Annotated in this window: 22 protein-coding genes and 4 pseudogenes; 7 read left to right on the top strand and 19 right to left on the bottom strand. The window is 36.4% G+C overall.

Features of this window, described 5'->3' with window-relative positions:
• Window positions 1-135 precede the first annotated feature (135 nt).
• The 6 genes and pseudogenes from JOC34_RS22315 to JOC34_RS18970 all read left to right on the top strand — a co-directional run.
• A pseudogene (locus tag JOC34_RS22315) lies at window positions 136-960 on the top strand (IS110 family RNA-guided transposase); the annotation flags it as partial.
• Window positions 961-1,388: 428 nt separating this feature from the next.
• Window positions 1,389-1,964, top strand: a complete 576-nt coding sequence (locus JOC34_RS18950) for a TetR/AcrR family transcriptional regulator (protein WP_205138360.1) — start codon at window positions 1,389-1,391, stop codon at window positions 1,962-1,964.
• A gap of 65 nt (window positions 1,965-2,029) precedes the next feature.
• Window positions 2,030-2,185, top strand: a pseudogene (locus tag JOC34_RS18955) (NADP-dependent oxidoreductase); the annotation flags it as partial.
• 186 nt (window positions 2,186-2,371) lie between these two features.
• Window positions 2,372-3,211: an alpha/beta fold hydrolase gene (locus JOC34_RS18960; protein WP_205138361.1), complete on the top strand. Its 840-nt coding sequence runs from the start codon at window positions 2,372-2,374 to the stop codon at window positions 3,209-3,211.
• Window positions 3,212-3,325: 114 nt separating this feature from the next.
• A complete protein-coding gene (locus JOC34_RS18965; protein ID WP_205138362.1) occupies window positions 3,326-3,781 on the top strand; it encodes a PaaI family thioesterase in 456 nt (151 codons plus the stop codon).
• Window position 3,782: 1 nt separating this feature from the next.
• Window positions 3,783-4,769, top strand: coding sequence for an acrylyl-CoA reductase family protein (locus JOC34_RS18970; protein WP_205138431.1), 987 nt, complete (start codon window positions 3,783-3,785; stop codon window positions 4,767-4,769).
• A gap of 241 nt (window positions 4,770-5,010) precedes the next feature.
• On the opposite strand, the gene JOC34_RS18975 is transcribed toward JOC34_RS18970, so the two are convergent.
• The 6 genes from JOC34_RS18975 to JOC34_RS19000 all read right to left on the bottom strand — a co-directional run bounded on the left by JOC34_RS18975 (window position 5,011) and on the right by JOC34_RS19000 (window position 8,951).
• Window positions 5,011-5,367, bottom strand: a complete 357-nt coding sequence (locus JOC34_RS18975) for an MmcQ/YjbR family DNA-binding protein (RefSeq protein WP_205138363.1) — start codon at window positions 5,365-5,367, stop codon at window positions 5,011-5,013.
• 320 nt (window positions 5,368-5,687) lie between these two features.
• Window positions 5,688-6,089: an NUDIX hydrolase gene (locus JOC34_RS18980; protein ID WP_205138364.1), complete on the bottom strand. Its 402-nt coding sequence runs from the start codon at window positions 6,087-6,089 to the stop codon at window positions 5,688-5,690.
• Window positions 6,090-6,337: 248 nt separating this feature from the next.
• Window positions 6,338-7,321 carry a DUF418 domain-containing protein gene (locus tag JOC34_RS18985; RefSeq protein WP_205138365.1) on the bottom strand — a complete coding sequence of 328 codons (984 nt, stop codon included), beginning with the start codon at window positions 7,319-7,321 and terminating at the stop codon, window positions 6,338-6,340.
• A gap of 196 nt (window positions 7,322-7,517) precedes the next feature.
• Window positions 7,518-7,859: a YxeA family protein gene (locus JOC34_RS18990; protein WP_205138366.1), complete on the bottom strand. Its 342-nt coding sequence runs from the start codon at window positions 7,857-7,859 to the stop codon at window positions 7,518-7,520.
• Between the two features lie 261 nt (window positions 7,860-8,120).
• Complete coding sequence (locus tag JOC34_RS18995) at window positions 8,121-8,351, bottom strand: hypothetical protein (protein ID WP_205138367.1); 231 nt, start codon at window positions 8,349-8,351, stop codon at window positions 8,121-8,123.
• Between the two features lie 75 nt (window positions 8,352-8,426).
• Window positions 8,427-8,951, bottom strand: coding sequence for a DinB family protein (locus JOC34_RS19000; RefSeq protein ID WP_205138368.1), 525 nt, complete (start codon window positions 8,949-8,951; stop codon window positions 8,427-8,429).
• Window positions 8,952-9,734: 783 nt separating this feature from the next.
• On the opposite strand from JOC34_RS19000, the pseudogene JOC34_RS19005 reads away from it, so the two are divergent.
• Window positions 9,735-10,019: pseudogene (locus JOC34_RS19005) on the top strand (type IA DNA topoisomerase); the annotation flags it as partial.
• A 164-nt stretch (window positions 10,020-10,183) separates the two neighbouring features.
• Here JOC34_RS19005 and fabF read toward each other — a convergent pair.
• From fabF to JOC34_RS19070, 13 genes and pseudogenes are all read right to left on the bottom strand, one after another.
• Window positions 10,184-11,419: a beta-ketoacyl-ACP synthase II gene (fabF, locus tag JOC34_RS19010; RefSeq protein WP_205138369.1), complete on the bottom strand. Its 1,236-nt coding sequence runs from the start codon at window positions 11,417-11,419 to the stop codon at window positions 10,184-10,186.
• Window positions 11,420-11,450: 31 nt separating this feature from the next.
• On the bottom strand, window positions 11,451-12,815 hold the full coding sequence (locus JOC34_RS19015) for an MFS transporter (protein WP_205138370.1): 1,365 nt from the start codon (window positions 12,813-12,815) through the stop codon (window positions 11,451-11,453).
• 231 nt (window positions 12,816-13,046) lie between these two features.
• Window positions 13,047-14,033 (bottom strand): acrylyl-CoA reductase family protein, encoded by a 987-nt coding sequence (locus tag JOC34_RS19020; protein WP_205138371.1) that lies wholly within the window; start codon window positions 14,031-14,033, stop codon window positions 13,047-13,049.
• 1 nt (window position 14,034) lies between these two features.
• Complete coding sequence (locus JOC34_RS19025; protein WP_205138372.1) at window positions 14,035-14,490, bottom strand: PaaI family thioesterase; 456 nt, start codon at window positions 14,488-14,490, stop codon at window positions 14,035-14,037.
• A gap of 116 nt (window positions 14,491-14,606) precedes the next feature.
• Window positions 14,607-15,446, bottom strand: a complete 840-nt coding sequence (locus JOC34_RS19030; RefSeq protein ID WP_205138373.1) for an alpha/beta fold hydrolase — start codon at window positions 15,444-15,446, stop codon at window positions 14,607-14,609.
• 148 nt (window positions 15,447-15,594) lie between these two features.
• The gene (locus JOC34_RS19035; RefSeq protein ID WP_205138374.1) at window positions 15,595-16,593 is read right to left on the bottom strand and encodes an NADP-dependent oxidoreductase; all 999 of its coding nucleotides are present in this window, start codon (window positions 16,591-16,593) and stop codon (window positions 15,595-15,597) included.
• A 22-nt stretch (window positions 16,594-16,615) separates the two neighbouring features.
• The gene (locus JOC34_RS19040; RefSeq protein WP_205138375.1) at window positions 16,616-17,653 is read right to left on the bottom strand and encodes an aldo/keto reductase; all 1,038 of its coding nucleotides are present in this window, start codon (window positions 17,651-17,653) and stop codon (window positions 16,616-16,618) included.
• Window positions 17,654-17,943: 290 nt separating this feature from the next.
• Window positions 17,944-19,044, bottom strand: a pseudogene (locus JOC34_RS19045) (alpha/beta fold hydrolase).
• Between the two features lie 217 nt (window positions 19,045-19,261).
• A complete protein-coding gene (locus JOC34_RS19055) occupies window positions 19,262-19,837 on the bottom strand; it encodes a TetR/AcrR family transcriptional regulator (protein ID WP_205138377.1) in 576 nt (191 codons plus the stop codon).
• A gap of 471 nt (window positions 19,838-20,308) precedes the next feature.
• Complete coding sequence (locus JOC34_RS19060; protein WP_205138378.1) at window positions 20,309-20,818, bottom strand: GrpB family protein; 510 nt, start codon at window positions 20,816-20,818, stop codon at window positions 20,309-20,311.
• Between the two features lie 121 nt (window positions 20,819-20,939).
• Window positions 20,940-21,056, bottom strand: coding sequence for a cysteine-rich KTR domain-containing protein (locus JOC34_RS22320; protein ID WP_476756232.1), 117 nt, complete (start codon window positions 21,054-21,056; stop codon window positions 20,940-20,942).
• Between the two features lie 47 nt (window positions 21,057-21,103).
• Window positions 21,104-21,529, bottom strand: coding sequence for an N-acetyltransferase (locus JOC34_RS19065; protein WP_205138379.1), 426 nt, complete (start codon window positions 21,527-21,529; stop codon window positions 21,104-21,106).
• Window positions 21,530-21,559: 30 nt separating this feature from the next.
• Window positions 21,560-22,015 carry a MarR family winged helix-turn-helix transcriptional regulator gene (locus JOC34_RS19070; RefSeq protein ID WP_205138380.1) on the bottom strand — a complete coding sequence of 152 codons (456 nt, stop codon included), beginning with the start codon at window positions 22,013-22,015 and terminating at the stop codon, window positions 21,560-21,562.
• Between the last annotated feature and the right edge of the window lie 263 nt (window positions 22,016-22,278).

Below are 22,278 nucleotides of genomic sequence, written 5' to 3' on the forward strand. Positions count from 1 at the left end.
TGACACTACAAGTGACGAAGAGGCGAACCGGCAAATCTATTAAAAGGAGTGTGATTTATATGGATCCTGTAATCGGCTTGGATGTTGCTAAAGGCGAAAGCCAAGTTCAAGCTTTTTTACAAAGGAAACAGACGTATAGAGAAAGCTCTTAATTTACGTCTTTTAACTAGACAGAACAGTGCTTTAACAGACAGTTATGTTCAGATAAAACTTCAATTTCAAGTGGCTTTAGATCAAGTATTCCCTGAATATCATAATGTTTTTAGTGATTTATATGGGAAATTATCATTAAACAATTTATTGAATTATCCTACTGCTTAGACGTTCACAAAGTCGCTGATGAGAAGTTAGCCGAAGAGATGCGTCAATTTGGAGCTAGACGCTCTCATGCATGGTTTTTAGATAAAGCACAGCAATTAAAAGAAGCTGCAAGACGTAATCCATTTCAATCTCAAATTAGCTATGGGCAACTTGTCAGCTTGCGTATGTACATTCAGATGCTCTTTCAATATCAAGAGCATTTATCAAAGTTATTAAGAGAAATAAATGCGCTTTCAAAGTCCTTTGAAGAATACAGATTAGTCCAATCCGTGCCTGGTATCGGAGATAAGATTGCGGCAACTATCCATCTCTGAAATTGGTTATATCAACCAATCCGAGCATCCTAAAAAGCTAGTAGCCTATGCAGGATTGGATCCATCTGTTTTTGAATCAGGTAAATTCAAAGCCTCCATCAATCGGATCACGAAAAGAGGTTCATCGAGACTGAGACAAACGCTTTACACGGCTGCTCAGTGTGGTTTAGCTAAAGGACGAAACAAAAAACTAACTGCTTTTTATGAACGTAAAAGAAACGAAGGCAAACCACACAAAGTCGCTATTATCACTTGTGCGAACAAGCTTGTTCATTGGCTCCATGCCATGTTAAAACGCCAGGAAGTCTTTGTAGATCAAGTGTAATTTGCTTTATCTCCCTACGTTTTTTCCTTTAACTTAAAAGGCCTATTTAGAATGCTCACATTTAGTGTAACATGCTTTTTAAAACTTTTTTAGTACTAATTGTTGACAGCTATTAGCTGGTATTGCGGAAGAACTTATTGAACTAAAGCACCATTTAGCAAAAGAAGCAACTGCTTTTCCAATTAAACCATATAATAGACTAAGTTATTTACTTCTCCTTGGCCCTGGTAGTTAAGGAACAACAGGGAAACATGGTATTAATTACAGGAATCATTTCTTTACTGATCGTTCTCAAAATGATATCATAGGCTGTGTAAGAAGGGGAATAAGCCATATTTTTTAAAGTAATGGGAATGTTCATTCTCAAAAGTAACTTTGCATGGATTCATAAGGTTTCATTCCTCTAGCGTTCGAAGGGAGGGAATAGCATGGCTAGAAATAAAGAATATGATGAGAATGAAGTATTACGAAAAGCTATGGAACTTTTTTGGAAACAAGGCTATGAAAAAACCTCTATGCAAGATTTAGTGACTCATATGGGTATTCATCGCAGAAGCATATACGACACGTTTGGAGACAAGCATACATTGTTCATGAAAGCATTGGAACAGTATGCCGAGATAATAGAAACCAAAATAGAAACGCAAGTAAAGTCGCAGGGTTCGGTCAAGCAGGCGATAAGACGTTTATTTGAGATGGTAATTCCAAAAAACGAACAACAACCGATCGGATGCTTAACAGTGAATTCAGCAGTTGAATTGTCCTTGCAGGACGAAGAAGCAGCAGAAAAGGTTGCAGAGAGTTTTGATAGGACAGAAAACCTGCTATATGAGCTATTATTGCATGGTCAAAAATCGGGAGAAATATCTGATCAGCATGATATGAAAAAACTTTCTCAGTTTTTCCATAATTCGTTAGTCGGATTGCGCGTATTGACAAAAACCACCGATGACAAACAAAAACTGGAAAGCATTATCGACTTGACGCTATCTGTCTTAGATTAAGCTTTCTTTTTTTGATAATTAAAGAATGATCATTCTTTAATTATCACTAATTGGAGGTGTTAAAAATGAAAGCGATGGTAATTGATACGTATGGAAAGGTTCCATTGCATTTGGTAGAAGTACCCTTACCTGAAATCGGTGAAAATGAGATACTTGCAGAAATTCATGCAGCAAGTATTAATCCCCTTGACTCTAAGATACGTGATAGAACAATAAAGTTATAAGAGCTAAAGGGAAGATTATTTTAAAAATTAGATAACCATTAGATGAACGATTAGTGTAATAAATCAACGTAACAAAATAGAAAGGCATTATAAATGCTAGTTTAAGTCCTCGATACTACAATATCAAGGTTGAAAAAAATATTTCTAACTATCCGAGCGATACGTTCGAAAGGAGACAATACAATGTCAAAGTTTACTATTCCAACTACATCAAAATATGTCGAAGCCAATGGAATTCGATTTGCCTATAGGAAGTTTGGCAAAGAAACTGGTGTTCCACTGGTGTTTTTTATTCACTTCCGAGGAACAATGGAAAACTGGGATCCCAAGGTTATTGAAGCTCTGGCTAAAGATAGACCAATTATCCTTTTCGATAATACCGGTGTCGGTGAATCCAGTGGCGAAGCGCCATATGCTGTAGCTGAAATGGCTAAGAATGCAGCATCCTTCATTCATGCACTTGGTTTACAACAGGTCGATGTACTTGGTTTCTCAATTGGTGGGTTCGTAGTTCAGGAGTTAGTATTGCAACAGCCGGATTTAGTTCGCCGCTTAGTACTTTCGGGTACTGCTCCACAATCAGGCGTTGGTCTCAATTTTCGGCACGATGTATATGTGGCGGCTAGCAGTGAAGATGCTGACAGCGCCTTCGAGAGATTCATGTTCCTTTTTTATCACTCGACCGAAACTAGTCGTGCAGCTGGAGCCGCTTCACTGAAGCGTATTATGGCCCAGAAAAAAATTGAGAGTTCGTTGCAGGTACGTAATACACAAGAGAAGGCGATATTACAGTGGGCTGATCGAGTGCATAACCAATCCTATGAGTGGTTACATAAAATTAAGCAACCAGTACTTGTAACCAACGGTGTTGAGGATATCATGGTGCCTACCGAAAACAGTTACATTCTTGCCGGGCAACTACCTAACGCACAGCTTATCATTTATCCAGACGCTGGACATGGACACCTGTTTCAATATCCCAAACTGTTTGCTGAACATGTAAAGCTTTTTCTTGACGCCTAATCTCAGATGAGTTCAGTCAAGATCACATAAGAGCCGCACTCAAATGGACATCCTTAGCTGCGTCGTTGAAAATACGCTTAAAAGTTAAAAATTATTATTTAGGAGGTATGGTTAATGAATCACTTAGAAAACTTAAAGAACATGATGGCGAGTGAAATACCTGGCCCCCCAGTTGCACAAGTACTTGGTTTCAAGGTTGTAGAAGTTGAAGAAGGTAGAGTTGTTATAGAAATGGAAGCTTCTGAAAGATTGCATAATCCGATGGGCACCCTACATGGTGGGATACTTTGCGATATAGCGGATGCTGCGATGGGATATACTTTTGCTAGCACGCTTGCAGATGATGAAGTTTTTACGACAGTGGAAATTAAATTAAATTTCCTAAAACCTATATTTGATTCGAAACTTCGAGCTGAGGGAAAAATAATTAAGAAAGGAAATTCTGTTGGATTATTGGAATGTCATATATATGATGAAAAAGAAAGCCTTGTTGCTCATTCAACTAGTACGTGTATGATTTTAAAGGGAAATTCTAAACAAAAAAGAGTGGAGAGAGGAAATGGTAAATAAAATGAATAACTTTCAAGCAATGGTATTAGATAAAGTAAATGATCAATCGAAGTTAGAAATCAAACAATTAAGTATGGATGATCTTCCTGAAGCTGAAGTAACCATTCGAGTCGCATATTCTAGTGTGAACTTTAAAGATGGTGCAGTAGCTATCCAAAATAATTTTGTAACCTCCTACCCTTTAGTACCAGGGATTGATTTAGCCGGAACGGTTCTTGATTCAAAAGATGAACGATTTACAATTGGTGATGAAGTCATTGTTACTAGCTATAAATTAGGAACAGGACATTTTGGCGGATTTAGTGAAATCGCACGTGTACCTGCAGAGTGGGTTGTTCCTCTTCCAAAAGGATTATCTTTAAAAGAATCCATGATCCTTGGAACAGCTGGGTTTACTGCAGCATTAGCCGTTCAAAGACTTGAAGATAATGATTTAGAACCAAGCGATGGACCTATTTTGGTAGCTGGTGCAACGGGAGGAGTAGGCAGTATTGCTGTGAATATCTTGGCTAAAAAAGGCTATGATGTTGTAGCTAGTACAGGCAAATTAGATCAAGAAGAATATTTGCAAGGATTAGGCGCTAAACAAATCATTCACCGTAATGAAATTATAGATAGCGACAATAAGCCATTGCGTGAAGAAAAATGGGCTGGCGCAATCGATCCTGTAGGCGGAAAAACGCTCCAATACATTCTAAGTACGTTGAAATATGGCGCATCTGCAGCTACATGTGGTTTTACAGGTGGGACTGAAATTTCCACAACCGTTTTTCCTCATATTTCAAGAGGTGTTAATTGGCTTGGCATTGACTCGGTTGAATGTCCAATGGAAAAGCGTTTAGAAATTTGGAATCGTTTAGGTAATGATTTGAAACCAACAACGTTTACTGAAGAGATGGTAAATGAAATCTCATTAAAAGAGCTACCAGAAGTATTAGCTGCTATTCTAGAAGGAAAAGTGCGCGGAAGAACGCTTGTTAAACTATAAAAGGATACCAATCACAACAAAACATATGAACTAACATAGTGATAAAGGGCACATATAAAGAGGCGCTGAAAAGGTATTCATTTTAACCTTTTCAGCGCCTCTTGAATATTTAACCACAGCATGTATTCTACTCCAGTTCCACGACCTTCTTTAATTCACTTATCGACTTTATTTTAAAATTACAATTGAAGTATCGCACCAGTTAGTGGAAGAAACTTTTTTATTAATCCCCTCTTAATTTTTACTTGGTTAAATTAAAGCTTTGCTCAATTAAATTATAAATTTCCCCTTTTGGATCGGTACGTTCTAAAACAAGCGAAATCCAATGTTCCTTATCCATATGATATCCGGGTAAAATATTTTTTCCATTTCTTAAATTGTCACTTATTTCAGGGGGACATTTTAAATTCAGAACATCTATTTCTTCATTTCCATCTAATCCCAATTTTTCTGGTAGAACATTCATTATGAGACCATACCATTTCTCGCTAGATTCATGTCTCAAAGCTGCATATTCGGGAAATTTCCCCCATGGATAATCAGGTAATGTACCATAGTTTTCTTTGACGTGTTTAAAGATATCTTCTCTTGTTAACATACTGAATAATCCCTCCAACTACTTAAATAGACTTTCGACATTTGCCAAGCTAGATGGGACAAGTGCTTATCTTTCCCAATGGAAATTTAACTTCATTTTTCTTTACCCCAATATCTTTTATACAAAACAGTTGGTTAAATCAAATTTAAACAGATTATTTATTTGCCGAACTTCAAATCCTCCCATATCTTCCTCCTAAAAACTTAATTTTGATTATTATTCTCGTTTAATTATCTTAAGGTAAGTTCTCCCACAATATGACCCGATAATTAAATAACGTTTGTTATTCCGCAAAAGCGCCCGATTCATGAACAAATAACTTATGATTTATCCTTTAAATAACGCAATAAAAATTCTCTGTCTTCTGGATAAGAAAATGTTAAGTCTTTTATTTCATCACTATTTTTCCATTCTACTTTATGAATTAGATCGTCGGGGTCTTGTGCTTGTAATTTCCCCCCGATTACTGCTACTTCAAAATAATGTACTTCGAATTGAACATCATTTTCCCCTCTTTTTATAAATATCTTTCTTACAACCTTTACTTTATAACCCGTTTCTTCTTCAACTTCCCTTATACAATTTTCCTCCAATGTCTCCCCGCTATCTTTTACCCCAGAAGGAACCGACCATAACTTTGAGTTTGGATCTCTTGGTTTGCCTTGCAATACCATTAAGACTTCATTTTTATCGTTGACACAAATTCCTGCTGAACCAAGCATTATTATTCTCCCCCTGTTCCATTGAATGGACCGATTTTGCAAAAAAAATACGCCTGTAGTGTTACAGCTCATTAAGCTGAATTTGTATGTTTATGCAATACTTCTTCTCCAACAATCGCGCCCGTTTGTTCAGGCCGCACACCTGAAACTTTGGCTATCAAAATATCCTATCCTCAAACATCCATTTTCAGGTGCTATTCTACCCTATAGGCAAACCATACCCATACCGACTACCTCAGTGCATTCATTTAATCATTTTTTAGTGACTTTAAATAATTAGCATTTGACTTATAACGGTCGGGCAATTTTCCGTATGTTGTTATTCTCCATATAAACTCCATGGGACCAATCTTAAAATATTGAAACCAAATGGTGCTATATATCATTTGAATAATCAAAATGCCGATGGCAATGTTCATTAACGTCGTTTGGTGCACGTTACCTTTTAAATGAAATAGATCACTCGCTAATAAAATTAAGGCGGTCTGAACAAGGTAATTTGTTAAAGCCATTCTCCCCAAATACTTTAGGGGTGTCAATAATCTTTGAATTATATTGTGACGGAGAAGGAGTGTTAACGTCGTCACAAAGAATGCACTGACAAAAGGAGCGGAAATGGCACCCGCTTGCTCAATTTTTCCGTTTTGTTCGGATAAGAAATACTGAATGTAAATAACAACAGGCAAAAGAACAAAAGTAACAATTTGTACCCAACGAAATCCTTTTTGATAGGTCGCAATATTTTCAAAAACCTTCCATTGTCCCATGCATAACCCAAGCAGGAACATCGGAAAAATCATAAGATAGCTCCCTCCAAGAAATATAGCAGGAACCATGAGTATAACAGCAGTTATAAAATTAATGGTTGGTTTTAATTTATAAAAAGGAATGAGAATGAATCCGAATACTGCATAGGGTAGCAAAGCCTCCCCGGGCTGAAAGTATTGATGAATCAAACCAAGAATCAATAGTGCAAGCAATCGTCTTATAAAGAGAGTTGTACTTCGATCACCGCGATTGACGGCTCGCGTAATGAAAATATAAAAACCAATCCCAAATAAAAAAGAGAAAATCATAAAAAATCGTTCCGATATCGCATAGGATAAAGTTTCACTCCAAAAAGGGTTGGTTTGAATGGAGGAGGGGAGTATAATAACCGTTATATTTGCGAATATAATCCCCAATAATGCAAATCCACGCAAGAAATCTAATGTATCAATCCTTTGTTTCATATATATCTATCCTTTATTTATGATTAAAATGTCCAAAGGGAAGCCAGAAGTGTATCGTCTTGCCTTGAAAATTTAACTCATCTTTAATTAACAGATGGACTTTTAACACCCTGTCATACACCAGACAGAAAAGGAGTCAACTCCTTTTACTTGTTAGTTATCCTAAACCAGTCCCTTTCAAAAAGAGAGACCAAACTCAATCTTTCTCTCCCAATAACTCCTGTGCCTTTTTAGGGACGTCATCAGCATCCACCTCTTCATAGGTAATTACTTCATCTTTTTTGTAATGCACCTTTAAATAAGCACCTTGTTTTAATTGATCTCCAGCTGTGAAAGAGAGTTCTTTTACCTCTCCATCCTCATCAAAACCCGTCAGATTATACTCATATCTGGTATAACCCGATTCTTCATATTCCTCACCATCATCATCAACTTCCACATAATATTTAGTCGAACCAATTGTTTGCAGTGGCTGTGGCGAACACGCAGTCAATAAACATATGGCAAATCCCATACTTACAATAAGTAATTTTTTCATCAAAAACCATCCTTTATAATTAACAATAATTCAATTATAAAAAATAAATTCAAAAATCAACATCGAATTACCTTACAAATACCTTTCAATTTTGACACTTTATTAGGTAATAATATTAAGGAGTCACTTACGAATTAAAAGTCGATTTAACTTATCTAATTTTATTTCCGCCTCGTTTTATACCACAATCTGCCCCGTTTGTTCAGCTTCGGAAATAATTCTTATTCCGGATTAATGCCCGATAATTGACTAAGTTGATAATTACTTTTCTGGCATAATGAACGTGATAGAAAATCCATTGCTTTCTTCAACCTTCATAAATATTTCATTAAGAATTTCTAATGCTCTTTCATTTGATTCATATTTACCCAAAGTTTTATTCCATTGATCCAATAAACTGTTTTCAATAAAACCTTCTATATTTTTCCCTTTTACAGTAACATCTTTTACATTCAACAAGCTCTGTTTATTTTGTGTAAGTAACCATAACATAGAAAAGATCATCCTTTCCGTGCAAATTTATGACTCTAATTTGTACCGCAATCTGGCCCGTTTTGGGCTCAGTGCTTATTCCACAACTGCGCCCGATTGTTTTAAATATAGGTAAAGACCATAATCAGTTGGTACAGAAGCATAACCCATCTGTCTTAACATAGCTGTAATATTACCACGATGATACGTTCCATGGTTGACAACATGGGGCACTTGTTCGAACACACTCGTTTTCATCAGGTCACCATTCGGGTTCTGAATCCCTAGGGCTTTGTCTGAGCCTTTCAATTGGCTGAAGAACAACCTATATCGTTCTGATAGTTTTAAAAACATTGCTTCCATTTCCTCTAATCCTTTTGACTCCGTTTGCTCTTTGAGTTCCTCCTGTAACCTCAAAGCATGCTCCATTTCCCTACCAGAGAAAACCTCTATCCAACCAAGATCAGAAAGATAAACATGAGCTAAAACATGGGATATTGAGGAAAATACACTTTGAATTTCCTTACGATAAACATCCTTTGGAAGTTCTTTAAGTCGGTCAAAAATTTGTCCATTCGCCCATTCGTTATAATCATATAACTGTAATTCAAGTCGTTCCATTTGAGACTTCTTCCTTTCATATTTAATATAACCGTCAACCTAATTATACACTGCCATTTTTATTATTAGTAACATCCAAATGACTGTATCCTTGTTTCACTAGCTGGTCCGTTTGTTTAATAAAGAATATTTAAAATTCATCTTTTGATACTATTTTAACATACAGAAATTATTCACACATGATAATCCGGAATAACCAAAAATAATCCCTACCAAATTATTTTTGGTAGGGAATCATATATTAATATACCTTTTTATCTGTTTTTGATTAAGTTAAATGCTGTTAAATAGGCGTTCTCTCTATTGTACTTTTATTCCCACTCAATCGCCGGTAAATAGCTCATTTACTAAACATTAAAATTCACTTTGAAAATATTTCAAGCAGATTGGATTTTTAATATCCAAGCATTTTAATTTTATATTGTCTTGTTAAACTAAACCGCCAGTTAGTTTAAGATCATTCCTTCACAAAATCCTTATTACTTACTTGTATATGGAGTAATTAAAATGTTATTCCATTAAATGGCCCGTTCGAAGAGTCGCAATCGGTTTCGGTATAGAACTTTATTACAAAGTAAACATTTCCCAAGTAAAGAACTTTATTACCACAGAAAACTTCCGGGTATAATTATAAATATAATGTATACATAGGTTGTACAAAATCACCCGAATTTTTTGGATGGATTTAATCTAAATCATAAAAAAATCGCATTTTCACCGAATATTTTAGTCAGAATTACGTAGTTTTTTCTTTTAAACTAAATTACTTTTGGAAGTAGGAATATGCTTAGATTAATTATCACGGATAAGCCATCTTTCGCAAAAAATATTGCGGATGCTTTAAAAAACAAGAATAGAAATGACGTTTATTTTGAAGGAAATGGATATATTATTACTTGGGCGTTTGGACATTTGCTTCAGCTTTACGCTGTAAAGGATTACGATGAAAAAATGGCAATATGGGATCTGGAGAATTTCCCCTATATTCCTTCGGGTTTTCGACACAAGGTAAAAAGTGATCTCCAAAATCGAGATAAAGAAGATTCCCGGACTAAAAAGCAGTTGAAGGATGACTTCGCCGGAGTCACTTTGGGTGCTACGTTGTCGCCAGTGTCGAACAGTTTTACTCTTTATAAGAGCCAAGATACCAGTCGCATTCAGCCCAGCCCATAGTCGGCAGATCCAGGTGCGCACCTGTTTCTTGCATATAGTATCTAGAAATTGAATTCGAATTAATCATTAAACTTTTTGAATGCAATCACTGCATTATGTCCGCCGAAACCAAAGCCATTTGAAATTGCATAGTTTATTTTCATTTTCGATGCTTTGTTTGGAACGTAATTCAAGTCGCATTCCTCATCCGCGGTTTCGTAATTGATAGTAGCTGGTGCGATATCTTCCAATATACTTTTAAGCGTTATTATAGCCTCCACTCCACCCGCAGCACCAAATAGGTGTCCCGTCATCGATTTTGTAGAGCTTACCTTCAATTTATATGCATGCGACCCAAAAGTAGCCTTAATTGCTTTTGTTTCTGATTTGTCTCCTTCTGGTGTGCTTGTTCCATGCGCATTAATATAATCAACATCAGTAGGATGAATTCTCGCCATTTCTAAAGCTAGCTTCATCGCCCTTGCAGCACCATCGAAATCAGGAGATGTGATATGATAGGCATCGGTTGTTGAACCGTAACCGACAATCTCGCCCAAAATTGTTGCACCTCTTTGTTTAGCATGCTCATACTCTTCAAGTACTAAAATACCGGCACCTTCCGACATGACAAAGCCATCACGCTTACCATCAAAAGGACGGCTCGCCTTTTCCGGAGAATCATTTAAAGTAGACATCGCCCTCATCCTTGAGAAACCAGCAAAAGATAAGGGATTAATGGAAGCCTCTGTGCCTCCCGCTACAATGGCATCAGAATAACCATGTAATATATTTAAATAAGCTTCACCTATTGCATGGTTCCCTGTTGCACATGCTGAAACTGGCGAAAAACTTGGACCTTTAAAACTATATTTAATCGCTATAATACCTGCTGCCATATTACTAATCATCATTGGTGCCATAAATGGAGAAACTCTTCTTACGCCTCTTTCCAACAAAGAGTTATAATTGTCCATTACGGTGTCGATTCCACCAATTCCTGATCCTACGTAAACGCCTATCCGCTCTTTATTAATCGTATCCCGATTAAGTCCTGATTGCTCTATAGCTTGGTTCGCTGCTGCATAGGCATACTGCGCAAACAAGTCATATTTCCCTAACTCCTTTTTATCGAAGTAGTCTTCCGCAGGAAAGTCACTTACTTTTCCGGCAATCCGCGTGTTAATTTCTTTGAATTCACCGGATTCGACTTTTTTAATACCTGATTTACCTGCTTTAATATGACTCCAAAACGTATCTATATTATTTCCTAATGGTGATACAACTCCATAACCTGTTACGACAACTCGACGTTCCATATTTTATCCCTCCAATAAATTCGATATGTTTTCATGTTAGCTGCTTTAACCTAGCTTTTCGATAATATAAACCGTATATTAAAACAGCTATAACTATAACAAAGGAAAAGCAAATATATATATTTCTATAAATAATTTCTGAAGATAAACTTTCTTGAAGTACTAATAATAATCCAGAAATTGTCACACCGAGCCCCGCACCTAAAAATTGTATTAATTGGACAACACCTATCCCTGAAGCAATTTGAGCCTTTGGCAGAATTCTTGTTACTTCGTTGGAAATACTCGTAGAGAGTGCTGTAAAGCCAACACTCGCGAACATATATGTTAAAAGTATGAAATAGGGAGTTAAGGTAGACAAGAATGCAAATAGGATTGCGGCACATAATAAAAATAATTGGCCAAAAATAATTAATGGTGCATTGCCAAAACGGTCAACTAATCTTCCTATAAATTGTCCGGCAATCACCGCAATAATGGCGCCTGGAAAAATGATCATTCCTACCACTACTGGTTCTTTTCCGAATACAGTCGTAAGAATAATGGGCATTAAAAATAGATTTGAAAAGTTTATGAAAAAGGCTGAACAAGCAATAAATAGTAGTTTTGTATACTGCTTGTTTCTAAGGAGTATTGGCGGAATAAACGGCTCTTCCGTCTTATTAAGATATCTCCACCATGCCGCGAATAGGACAATGGTTCCCACTAGGATGACATATGAAAATGTGGATAGAAAAAGTAATAGACTTGTAACACTAAGTCCCGTTAGAATTGCACCATATAGGTCGAAATGTCCTTTTTTTATGTCCTCTTTTGGCAAGTACTTGTGGAAGAAAGGTAGAGATAGAATTGAAAATCCTGGGATAACGAAAAGATAATTCCATCCTAAGTATTGAGTGATTACTCCCCCTATTACAGGACCTAACCCAAATGCTAGAGAGGCAGCTGAAGCAATAATTGCCATCGCTTTTCCACGCCTTGATAGGGGGATATAACGTCCAGCCATTATCATACCCAATCCCATCACTGCTCCGGCTCCAGCAGCCTGAAAAATTCGAACCCCTAACAATATAAAGAAATGAGTTGAAAAGAAACCGATTATCGATGTGATTCCTAAAATGCTAATGCCAAAGAGTAAAAGTCTCGATAGGGAAATAAAATCGGATAGCCTACTAAAAGTCAACGTAGAAATGGCGAACATGATTGAATAACCAGAAACAAGCCATGATGCCGTTGATGAACTTAAGGAAAAGTCTATAAGTATAGAAGGCAATGCAACATTAAACATTGTCGTATTCATTACCGCAAGCAAGGTGGCAATACTCCAAATTAAAATGATTTTATTCTCTTGAAAGGGCACCTGGCTATCATCTTTGAAAGAAGAAATTGAGGTCATTTGATCCCAGCCTTATTTTTTAAATAGTTGTAAAAACATACAAAATTGCCTTCACGACTTATAACGTCCCAGATGAAGCTTAATCATATGGAACATTCCTCACTTCTATCATTAATATTGTTTTATAAAGAGGCGCTGCGAAAGGTTAAATCCATTACCTTTTTTAGCACCCCTTTATATGTGTCTTTTTATCATTAGGTCAACTCATATGTTATATGTTATTGTTCCCTTTTATAGTTTAACAAGAGTTCTACCGCGTACTTTTCCTTCTAATATAGATGTTAATACTTCTGGTAGCTCTTTTAATGATATCTCATTTACCATCTCTTCATTTAGATTTGTTGGTTTTAAGTCATCACCTAAGCGATTCCAAATTTCTAAACGCTTGTTCATTGGATATTGAACCGAGTCAACACCAAGCCAATTAATACCTCTTGAAATATGAGGAAAAACGGTTGTGGAAACTTCACTGCCGCCTGTGAAACCACATGTAGCTACAGATCCACCATACTTCAATGTACTTAGAATGTATTGGAGCGTTTTTCCCCCAACAGGATCAACCGCTGCTGCCCATTTTTCTTCACGTACTGGATGATTATCGTTATCTACAATCTCATCTCTATGAATGATTTGTTTAGCGCCTAATCCTTTCAAATATTCTTCTTGATTTGATTTGCCCGTACTAGCTACAACATCATAGCCTTTTTTAGCCAAGATATTCACAGCAATACTGCCCACTCCTCCTGTTGCACCAGCTACCAAAACAGGTCCATGGCTTGGTTCTAAATCATTATCTTCAAGTCTTTGAACGGCTAATGCTGCGGTAAACCCAGCTGTTCCAAGGATCATGGCTTCTTTTAAAGATAATCCTTTTGGAAGAGGAACAACCCACTCCGCAGGTACACGTGCAATTTCACTAAATCCGCCAAAATGTCCTGTTCCTAATTGGTAACTAGTTACAATGACTTCATCACCTGATTGATATCGCTCATCTTTCGAATCAATCACTGTTCCAGCCAAATCAATTCCTGGTACTATAGGGTAGGAATCTACAAACTTGTTTAGGATAGCTACTGCACCGTCTTTAAAGTTCACACTAGAATATGCCACACGAATGGTTACTTTACCTTCAGGAAGATCATCCATACTTAATTGTTTGATTTCTAAATTTGTCTGATCATTTACTTTATCTAATACCATTGCTTGAAAATTATTCATTTTATTTATCATTTCCTCTCTCTACTCTGTTTTGTTGAGAATTTCCTTTCAAAATCATACACGTACTAGTTGAATGGGCAACAAGACTATCTTTTTCGTCATATACATGACATTCCAGTAGCCCAACTGTGGCACCTTTTTTAATTAATTTCCCTTCAGCTCGAAGTTTCGATTTAAAAACAGGTTTAAGGAAATTCAATTTAATTTCTATTGTCGTAAAAATTTCATCTTCAGCAAGCGTACTAGCAAACGCTAATCCCATCGCAGCATCGGCTATATCACAAAGTACCCCACCATGTAGCGTGCCCATCGGATTATGCAATCTTTCAGAAGCTTCTAATTCAACAACAACTCTACCTTCTTCAGCACCTACCACCTTAAAACCAAGTACTTGTGCAACTGGGGGGTCAGCTATTTCACCCGTCATCATTTTCTTTACGTTTTCTAAGTGATTCATTATCGACGCCTCCTAAATAATAAATTTTAATTTTTAAGAGTATTTTTCAACGAGGCCGCTGAGGATGTCCATTTTGGTGCAGCTCTTTTGTGATTTTGATTGAACTCATCTGATGATTAGGCGTCAATAAAAAGCTTTACATGTTCAGCAAATAGCTTAGGATATTGGAACAGATGCCCATGCCCAGCATCTGGGTAAATGATAAGCTGTGCGTTAGGTAGTTGCCTGGCAAGAATTATACTGTTTTCGGTAGGTACCATAATATCCTCAGCACCGTTGGTTACAAGTACTGGTTGCTTAATCTGATGTAGCCGCTCATAGGATTGGTTATACACACGATCAGCCCACTGTAATATCGCCTTCAGCTGTGCATCACGTGCGTGCTCTGAACTTTCAACTTGTTTCTGTTTCACAATACGCTCCAAGGAAGCTGCTCCAGCTTTACGACTAGTTTCAGTCGGTGAATAAAAAAGAAATAGAGCATTTTCGAGGGCCTTATTCCTATCGTCCGAAGTACTAGCAAGATATACATCATGTCTGAATTTGAGTCCCACCCCTGATTGTGGAGCAGTACCTGAGAGTACTAAGCGGCGAACTAAATCCGGCTGTTGCAACGCTAACTCCTGAACTACGAACCCACCAATTGAGAAACCAAGTACATCGACCTGTTGCAAACCAAGTGCATGAATAAAGGATGCTGCTTCTTTGGCCATTTCAGCTATAGTAGATGGCGTTTCACCATTGGATTCACCGACACCGGTATTATCGAAAAGAATAATTGGTCTATCTTTAGCCAGGGACTCAATAACCTCGGGATCCCAGTTTTCCATTGTTCCTCGGAAGTGAATAAAGAACACCAGTGGAACACCAGCCTCTTTGCCAAACTTCCTATAGGCAAATCGAATTCCATTGGCTTCGACATACTTTGATGTAGTTGGAATAGTAAATTTTGACATTGTATTGTCTCCTTTCGAACCTATCGCTCGGATAGTTAGAAATATTTTTTTCATGCTTGATATTGTAGTATCAAGGACTTAAACCAGTATTTGTAATGCCTTTCCATTTTGTTACGTTGATTTATAACACCAATCGTTCATGTAATGGTTATCTAATTTTTAAAATAATCTCCCCTTTTGCTCTGCCTGTTTCCGAATATTTCATCGCCTCTTCAACTCCATCCATAGGGAAAATTCTATCAATGATAGGTTTGATTTCCCCAGATTCAATATAGTTTGTAATCGTACTTAATTGTTCCCCACTTGCCTTCACAAACATAAATGTATATTGCACATGATGTTTTTTCTCGAGTTTTGTAAGCTTATGACTCGCTGCTGAAAACAACATCGTTTTCAAAAGTCCCAACCCATCTGCTTTAGCAAATCGAGCATTTGGCAAGCCAGATAGAGAGATGATTTGTCCGCCTTTTTTAACAATTTTGAATGACCTTTCGAGTATGTCACCACCTAGTGTGTCAAATACGGCATCATAGTTTTCCAATAGATCTTCAAACTTTTCCGTTTTATAATTAATAACTTCATCCGCACCAACCGATTTTACTAAATCCATTCCGGCTTCACTCGTAGTTGTTGCAACAGTAGCCCCCATTAACTTTGCAAGTTGGATCGCAAAAGTTCCAACACCTCCAGCCCCTGCTTGAATCAAAATCTTCTGTCCTTTTTGTAATTGTAAGATGTCATGAAAAGCTTGATAAGCTGTTAAACCGACCAGTGGGATTGCTGCTGCTTCTTCAAAACTCAAGTTCTTCGGTTTCAAAGCTATATCATTTTCATGAACGGAAATATATTCTGCAAAAGTACCAATACTTTGCTTACGCGGTCGGCCATATATTTCATCTCCGACTTTAAAACGCGTTACTTTTTTGCCTGCCTTGACCACAACACCAGAAAAGTCATTCCCAAGAATAAGTGGCATTTCATATTTAATTAATAATTTTATTGTTCCATCACGTATCTTAGAGTCAAGTGGATTGATACTTGCCACATGTATTTCTGCCAACACCTCATAATCACCTACTGTGGGCATAGGCCTGTCGGCTAACAACAGAGGAGTTTTTCCGTATTTTTCAATTATCATTGCTTTCATCATAAAGCCTCCAAAAAACGTTTTAACGAAGGACTCTTCGTTTGTTTGCTTGTAACCAACCGGGAGCCCAACCTCTTTCCATTGTATCCAGGGTTATCCCTGGTGGAACAATAGAATCAATTTCGTCGAGAATATCGTTACTTAATCGGATGTCTTTACCTTTTAATGTTTCTCGAAGTTGCTCAAGCGTTCTAGGCCCTATAATGGCTGAAGTTATGCAAGGGTAAGCTTGCGTGAATGCCATGGCAAGATGTGGTAAAGTCATCCCCACTTTATTTGCAAGTGTTTGTAGTTTTGTTATAGCTTCAAATTTGAGACGATTTTCTTCTCGGTTAGGGTCTACAATAGATTGCAGATTTCCTGCAAAGGTGGCTGCTCTTGAATTGGAGGGGACTGCCTCCCCAAAACCGTATTTACCAGTTAATAAACCACCCGAAAGTGGACTCCAAACCATAACTCCCATTCCGTATTTCGCTGTGGCAGCAAGTAAATCAAATTCGATACTACGATTTAATATGGAATACGGGGATTGCTCAGAGATAAACCGTGCTACATTTTTACGTTCGCTAATCCATTGAGCTTCTGTAACTTGCCAAGCTTGGAAATTAGATGTGCCAATGTAGCGAATCTTCCCTTCAGTGACCAAATCCGTCAGTACACTAAGTGTCTCTTCAATATCGGTATTAAGATCAGGCTCGTGTAGTTGATACAAATCGATATAATCAGTTTGCAACCTTCTCAAACTATCTTCTACAGCTTTTCTTATCCAGTACTTTGAATTTCCCGATTGATTTTGCCCACTGCCCATGGGCTTGCCACCCTTAGTGCCCAGAATGACATCCTGTCTGCGCCCTTTTAATAATTTACCTAGAATTTCTTCTGATTGACCACTTGAATAGACATCTGCCGTATCAATTAGGTTAATTCCTTCAGCTAAAGCTTCATCCAAAATAGGTGCAACTTCAATCTCAGTATTATTCCCCCAAAAACCAAATGTACCGGTACCTAATACAAAACTGCTTACTTTTAGACCTGTGCGGCCTAATACTCTGTATTCCATTTATCCCCAACCCCTTCTTTGATATGTTATTTTAGAATGCTCATTCTCATTAAATTAAAAATTTCCCCCGAACGATGCTTACTCTTACTGTCCAGTGATTTTATTCAAATCATTCTAATGTGATTTTCCCGTTTTAGCTACCTTTAGACTTGCAGAACTATTTGAGTGATAAACACGAATACGCACACATGACAAGAAAACTAGCATAGCCACAAATATGAATTGTTATGTCGATAATGCAACCTTACTTTTTGTTATTATCTATTAAATAATTACAAAAACAAGATCAATTAATCTTCTAAAAACGGATAATCTGTATAATCCTGCACACCACCAACATAGAGCTTATTTAAATCTGGTTCATTTAGTGAGGCACTTTTCTTAACACGCTCAATGAAGTCTGGATTAGCTAGTGCCCAAATCCCTACTGTTGCGACATCTGCTAGATCATTATCCAAGTCCACATTAAGTTGTTCAAGTGGACGTCCCATTCTATTTACCAATAGTGGTTGTGTCCATAATTGACGTATTTCTTGTAATAAGGGTTCATTGCCAAAGTTCATAATATGAAGATAAGCCAAATCAAGCTTATTTAATTCCCCTATTAAATGTCGATACATCTCAATATTTGTAACGCCTTCCTCAATTCCGTTCAATGTTCCTTAAGGAGAGAACCGAATTCCTGTTTTTTCTGCACCAATTTCATCAATAACTGCTTTAGTCACTTCAATTGCAAATCGAGCCCGGTTTTCAATTGAACCACCATAGGCATCTTGACGATGATTTGAGTTCTCACTAAGGAATTTGTTGAATTAGATATCCATTTGCCCCGCGGAGCCCTACTCCATCAGCTCCAGCTTCAATTGCTGCCGCTGCAGCTGTACGAAATTCTTGAATGACTTCTTTTATCTCATTTCGACCTAATTCCCTAGGAGTCGGGATATCTTTCTTCCCCTCAGCTGTATACATTTCTACTCCAGGTGCAATAGCTGAAGGTGCAACCGGTTGTCGATGATGGGGCGTATTGTCAGGATGTGAAACACGCCCTACATGCAACTCCTGTGCAACCATTCCTCCTATTGAAAAGCCTAGAATATCGACTTGTTTTAGATCAAGTGCCTTAATAAAAGTTGCCCCATCCTTTGCCATTTCAGCTATAGTAGATGGCGTTTCCCACTGGATTCACCGACACCAGTATTATCAAAAAGAATAATTGGTCGACTTTCTGCTAAAGCACAAATCATATTAGGATCCCAGTTTTCCATTGTTCCACGGAAGTGAATGAAGAAAACGAGCGGAATTCCTGTTTCTCGGCCGAACTTTCGATAGGCAAAGCGGATTCCTTCAGCTTCGAAATAACTTGATTCAGTTGGAATTGTAAATGTTGACATTGTATAGTCTCCTTTCGAACTTATTGTTCGAGTATTTTTAAATTAGATTTTATCTGTCTGGCAGTGACTTACTGTACATGTGATGGCTGCCTGATTTTCAATATAATTTTCCCTTCTAATCTCTTGTAAAGGAAATAATTTACTCTACAAGTATACGTACAATTTTAATTGAAATAATTCGAGAACGAACATTCTCAAAAGAGTAAAAAAAGAAAGCTTAATCCAAGACAGACAGTGTCATATCGATAATGCTTTCCAATTTTTCTTTATCATCGCTTGTTTTCGCTAATACTCGCAATCCCACTAATGAATTATGAATAAATTGGGAGAGATTTTCCGCATCATGATGATTAGATATTTCTCCTAATGTTTGACCTCGAAGCAATAGCTCGTACAGTAGTTTTTCAGTCTTTGAGAAACTATCCACAACTTTCTCTGCCACCTCTTCGTCATGCAGGGATAATTCAACTGCTGTATTTACTGTTAAACAACCAATAGGTTTTTTTTCGTTTTTATAAATTGCAATCTCAAATAAACGCCTGATGGCCTGTTTTACCGAATTCAGTGGCTTTACTTGCGAATCTATCTTGGTCCCTATTACCTCTTCATAGTGATCCAATGCTCTCATAAATAATGTGTGCTTATCGCCAAATGTATCGTATATACTTCTGCGATGGACGCCCATATGCGTGACTAAATCTTGCATCGAGGTTTTTTCATAGCCTTGTTTCCAAAAGAGTACCATAGCTTTTTGTAATACTTCATTTTCATCGTATTCTTTGATTCTTGCCATCCAATTCCCCTCCTTTCTAAAAGCAGCTCTTTATAACGTCGTTTAAAAAGCCTTTAAGTACTTAGAAGCCCGTTTCGAGAACGATCATTCTCATTTTCCTAAAAAAATATTGCTTACCCCTTACCTTAATATACCTTACGATATCATTTAAAGAACGATCAATCAATAAAAATAACTTCAGTAATTATTATACCATTACCATATGCTTTAGAACCATCGGATAGTGATTTTTTCTCAAAATATAATTCAACCAGAGAAAATTGGTAATTAAATAAATTTTTCATCTTACACTATCCGAATCTTGATTATCTTGTTCCACAATACGAGCGGGTCTGATTGTTGATCTTTTGAAAGTAAAAGGCAAAGAAGTTGCAAATAAAGAAGGATATTCAGAAAATAGTGTGGAAAGAGAGATTAGAAGTCTCCTTTTCATTGCTTTAACAAATATGAAAAAGTCTTAATTTTAACGGACTAACCAATGCCATTTGAGAGCTTTTTTTCCGTTTTTTTGACAAAATCGTCTTTGCCGTCACCATAGCTATCAATGTCAGTGGGATATTTGTCAGCTAATTTACTTTTTAATTCTCCATATTCTTTGCTTATTTCTGGATTTTGGCGAAGATAATCTCTGAACAATAGGTGTCTTTCGATTTCTTGAATATTATCATACTGAAAAGCATGGATTTGATGAGTCCGATTATCTCCGCCTTTACGGAAGTACCTTCTTTCTTCAATTCCAAACTCACCCATGACTTCATAACCAAGATTTTCAAATTGTGTAGAGTAAGTATCCAATTCACTGATGTCTTTGACCACAAGCAAAATATCGATGATAGGTTTTGCTTTTAGACCTGGAACTGATGTACTGCCAATATGAAAACTATTTACCAGTTCTTTTTGAAGGAAAGTCTTAATAGACAATTCTTCCTTCTTATACTCACTTTTCCAATTTTGATTATAATCTACAACTCTTATATTCATTAGACGTACCCCATTCCTTTATATTTTACATTTTTCCACAAAAAATCCGAATACCTATAAAGATAAATCCTTCTACCATTGTGCTTCCACACGATAATCCGAAATAGTACTTAAATGAGCATTAGTTTAATATGATAGGTTCCCACACAAAAATCCGAATACACAAAATTTTAAGACGAGTTTTATTATTACAATGTGGACAAAGTTTCCATTTAATTTTTTTCATAGCATATGTCATCCTATAATAATCTAATGAGTTTTATTGTTTAAAAACAACCATCTAGTTCAAACGTTTCTCTTCCAAGACATTAAAAATTGTTTTTCACCTGTATTCTCATCAACATTTTCAGATTGTATTACGAAATTCTCTCTTTGATAAAATTCAACGGCACGCCTATTTTTTTGATATACACTTAAAGATAGTTCTGATTTTAAATCTTTAATGTAATCTAACAATTGTTTCCCGATCCCTTTTGATTGTTCATTACTTAAAACAAAAATACCAGCAATGTAATTATCCGTGAGTCCTACAAAACCTAATATTTTACCGTTTTCATAAACGTATACTTCTGATTGTGGTAGTAACTCTTTTACAGTTTCTAACTGTTTTCTCCAATATTCATCACTGATAAAATTATGAGCTTTAATATTAACTTCAAGCCATATGTGGATGATAACTTCAAAATCATCCTTTTTTAGTTTTCTAATCATAATTTATTATTCTCCTGACTATTAATGTGGTTAATCAATGTTTTTATTAGATTCCATTATCTTCCGAAATGTACTACAGTAAATTTGCATTCCTTCTAAAAAAGCATTTCGCTGTTGGAGAGTTAAGTTGTCCATAGCACTGCATTCTGCTTTCCGTATTTGAGGAATAATCTTATCAGTAAATTCCTTTCCGACTTTTGTGAAATGAATGGTTTTTGCTCTTCTGTTCTCTGGTATTTCTCTTAGCTCAATCATACCTTGCTTATAAAAACTAGTAATGATGGTGTTCACTGTTTGCTTAGGCAAAAAAGTAGCTTCACAAATCTTTTTTTGTGTACAGTTTTTTATTTCAGTTATAAGATTAAGGATTTGTAAACTAGTGTATGGAAGGTTAACAGATTTTGCATATTCTTCATAAATCATATTCATTTCTTGCAAAGAACTAGCAAATTGCCTAACTTGTTTTTTAATAAGGTCATATTCCATGCCAAATTGCTCCTTTATTAGTACAGTCTGATTACAGTACTATTATATTAAACCTTGTTTTCTTTGTCAAATATCCTTTTAAAGTACTTAACAAGTTCCAAATTCATAATCTATCTTAACTCACTAGCGTTGTATAAATATAATCAAAATAATACTATTTTTATTTTAGTTAAAACCATAAGAAAAAATTATGCTGAAAATAGCTAGTAGCACGTATTCCAGTTAATTAGAATACGTGCTAGATAGTTTACTCTACAATCATC

Origin of the sequence: Virgibacillus halotolerans, from assembly GCF_016908515.1 — a bacterium.
Lineage (GTDB): Bacteria > Bacillota > Bacilli > Bacillales > Amphibacillaceae > Virgibacillus_M > Virgibacillus_M halotolerans.

What these genes read in the sequence shown, in the direction of transcription:
- JOC34_RS18950 (WP_205138360.1), top strand. Translation starts at nt 1,389, where the DNA reads ATGGCTAGAAATAAAGAATATGATGAGAATGAAGTATTACGAAAAGCT.
- JOC34_RS18960 (WP_205138361.1), top strand. Translation starts at nt 2,372, where the DNA reads ATGTCAAAGTTTACTATTCCAACTACATCAAAATATGTCGAAGCCAAT.
- JOC34_RS18965 (WP_205138362.1), top strand. Translation starts at nt 3,326, where the DNA reads ATGAATCACTTAGAAAACTTAAAGAACATGATGGCGAGTGAAATACCT.
- JOC34_RS18970 (WP_205138431.1), top strand. Translation starts at nt 3,783, where the DNA reads ATGAATAACTTTCAAGCAATGGTATTAGATAAAGTAAATGATCAATCG.
- JOC34_RS18975 (WP_205138363.1), bottom strand. Translation starts at nt 5,367, where the DNA reads ATGTTAACAAGAGAAGATATCTTTAAACACGTCAAAGAAAACTATGGT.
- JOC34_RS18980 (WP_205138364.1), bottom strand. Translation starts at nt 6,089, where the DNA reads ATGCTTGGTTCAGCAGGAATTTGTGTCAACGATAAAAATGAAGTCTTA.
- JOC34_RS18985 (WP_205138365.1), bottom strand. Translation starts at nt 7,321, where the DNA reads ATGAAACAAAGGATTGATACATTAGATTTCTTGCGTGGATTTGCATTA.
- JOC34_RS18990 (WP_205138366.1), bottom strand. Translation starts at nt 7,859, where the DNA reads ATGAAAAAATTACTTATTGTAAGTATGGGATTTGCCATATGTTTATTG.
- JOC34_RS18995 (WP_205138367.1), bottom strand. Translation starts at nt 8,351, where the DNA reads ATGTTATGGTTACTTACACAAAATAAACAGAGCTTGTTGAATGTAAAA.
- JOC34_RS19000 (WP_205138368.1), bottom strand. Translation starts at nt 8,951, where the DNA reads ATGGAACGACTTGAATTACAGTTATATGATTATAACGAATGGGCGAAT.
- fabF (WP_205138369.1), bottom strand. Translation starts at nt 11,419, where the DNA reads ATGGAACGTCGAGTTGTCGTAACAGGTTATGGAGTTGTATCACCATTA.
- JOC34_RS19015 (WP_205138370.1), bottom strand. Translation starts at nt 12,815, where the DNA reads ATGACCTCAATTTCTTCTTTCAAAGATGATAGCCAGGTGCCCTTTCAA.
- JOC34_RS19020 (WP_205138371.1), bottom strand. Translation starts at nt 14,033, where the DNA reads ATGAATAATTTTCAAGCAATGGTATTAGATAAAGTAAATGATCAGACA.
- JOC34_RS19025 (WP_205138372.1), bottom strand. Translation starts at nt 14,490, where the DNA reads ATGAATCACTTAGAAAACGTAAAGAAAATGATGACGGGTGAAATAGCT.
- JOC34_RS19030 (WP_205138373.1), bottom strand. Translation starts at nt 15,446, where the DNA reads ATGTCAAAATTTACTATTCCAACTACATCAAAGTATGTCGAAGCCAAT.
- JOC34_RS19035 (WP_205138374.1), bottom strand. Translation starts at nt 16,593, where the DNA reads ATGAAAGCAATGATAATTGAAAAATACGGAAAAACTCCTCTGTTGTTA.
- JOC34_RS19040 (WP_205138375.1), bottom strand. Translation starts at nt 17,653, where the DNA reads ATGGAATACAGAGTATTAGGCCGCACAGGTCTAAAAGTAAGCAGTTTT.
- JOC34_RS19055 (WP_205138377.1), bottom strand. Translation starts at nt 19,837, where the DNA reads ATGGCAAGAATCAAAGAATACGATGAAAATGAAGTATTACAAAAAGCT.
- JOC34_RS19060 (WP_205138378.1), bottom strand. Translation starts at nt 20,818, where the DNA reads ATGAATATAAGAGTTGTAGATTATAATCAAAATTGGAAAAGTGAGTAT.
- JOC34_RS22320 (WP_476756232.1), bottom strand. Translation starts at nt 21,056, where the DNA reads ATGACATATGCTATGAAAAAAATTAAATGGAAACTTTGTCCACATTGT.
- JOC34_RS19065 (WP_205138379.1), bottom strand. Translation starts at nt 21,529, where the DNA reads ATGATTAGAAAACTAAAAAAGGATGATTTTGAAGTTATCATCCACATA.
- JOC34_RS19070 (WP_205138380.1), bottom strand. Translation starts at nt 22,015, where the DNA reads ATGGAATATGACCTTATTAAAAAACAAGTTAGGCAATTTGCTAGTTCT.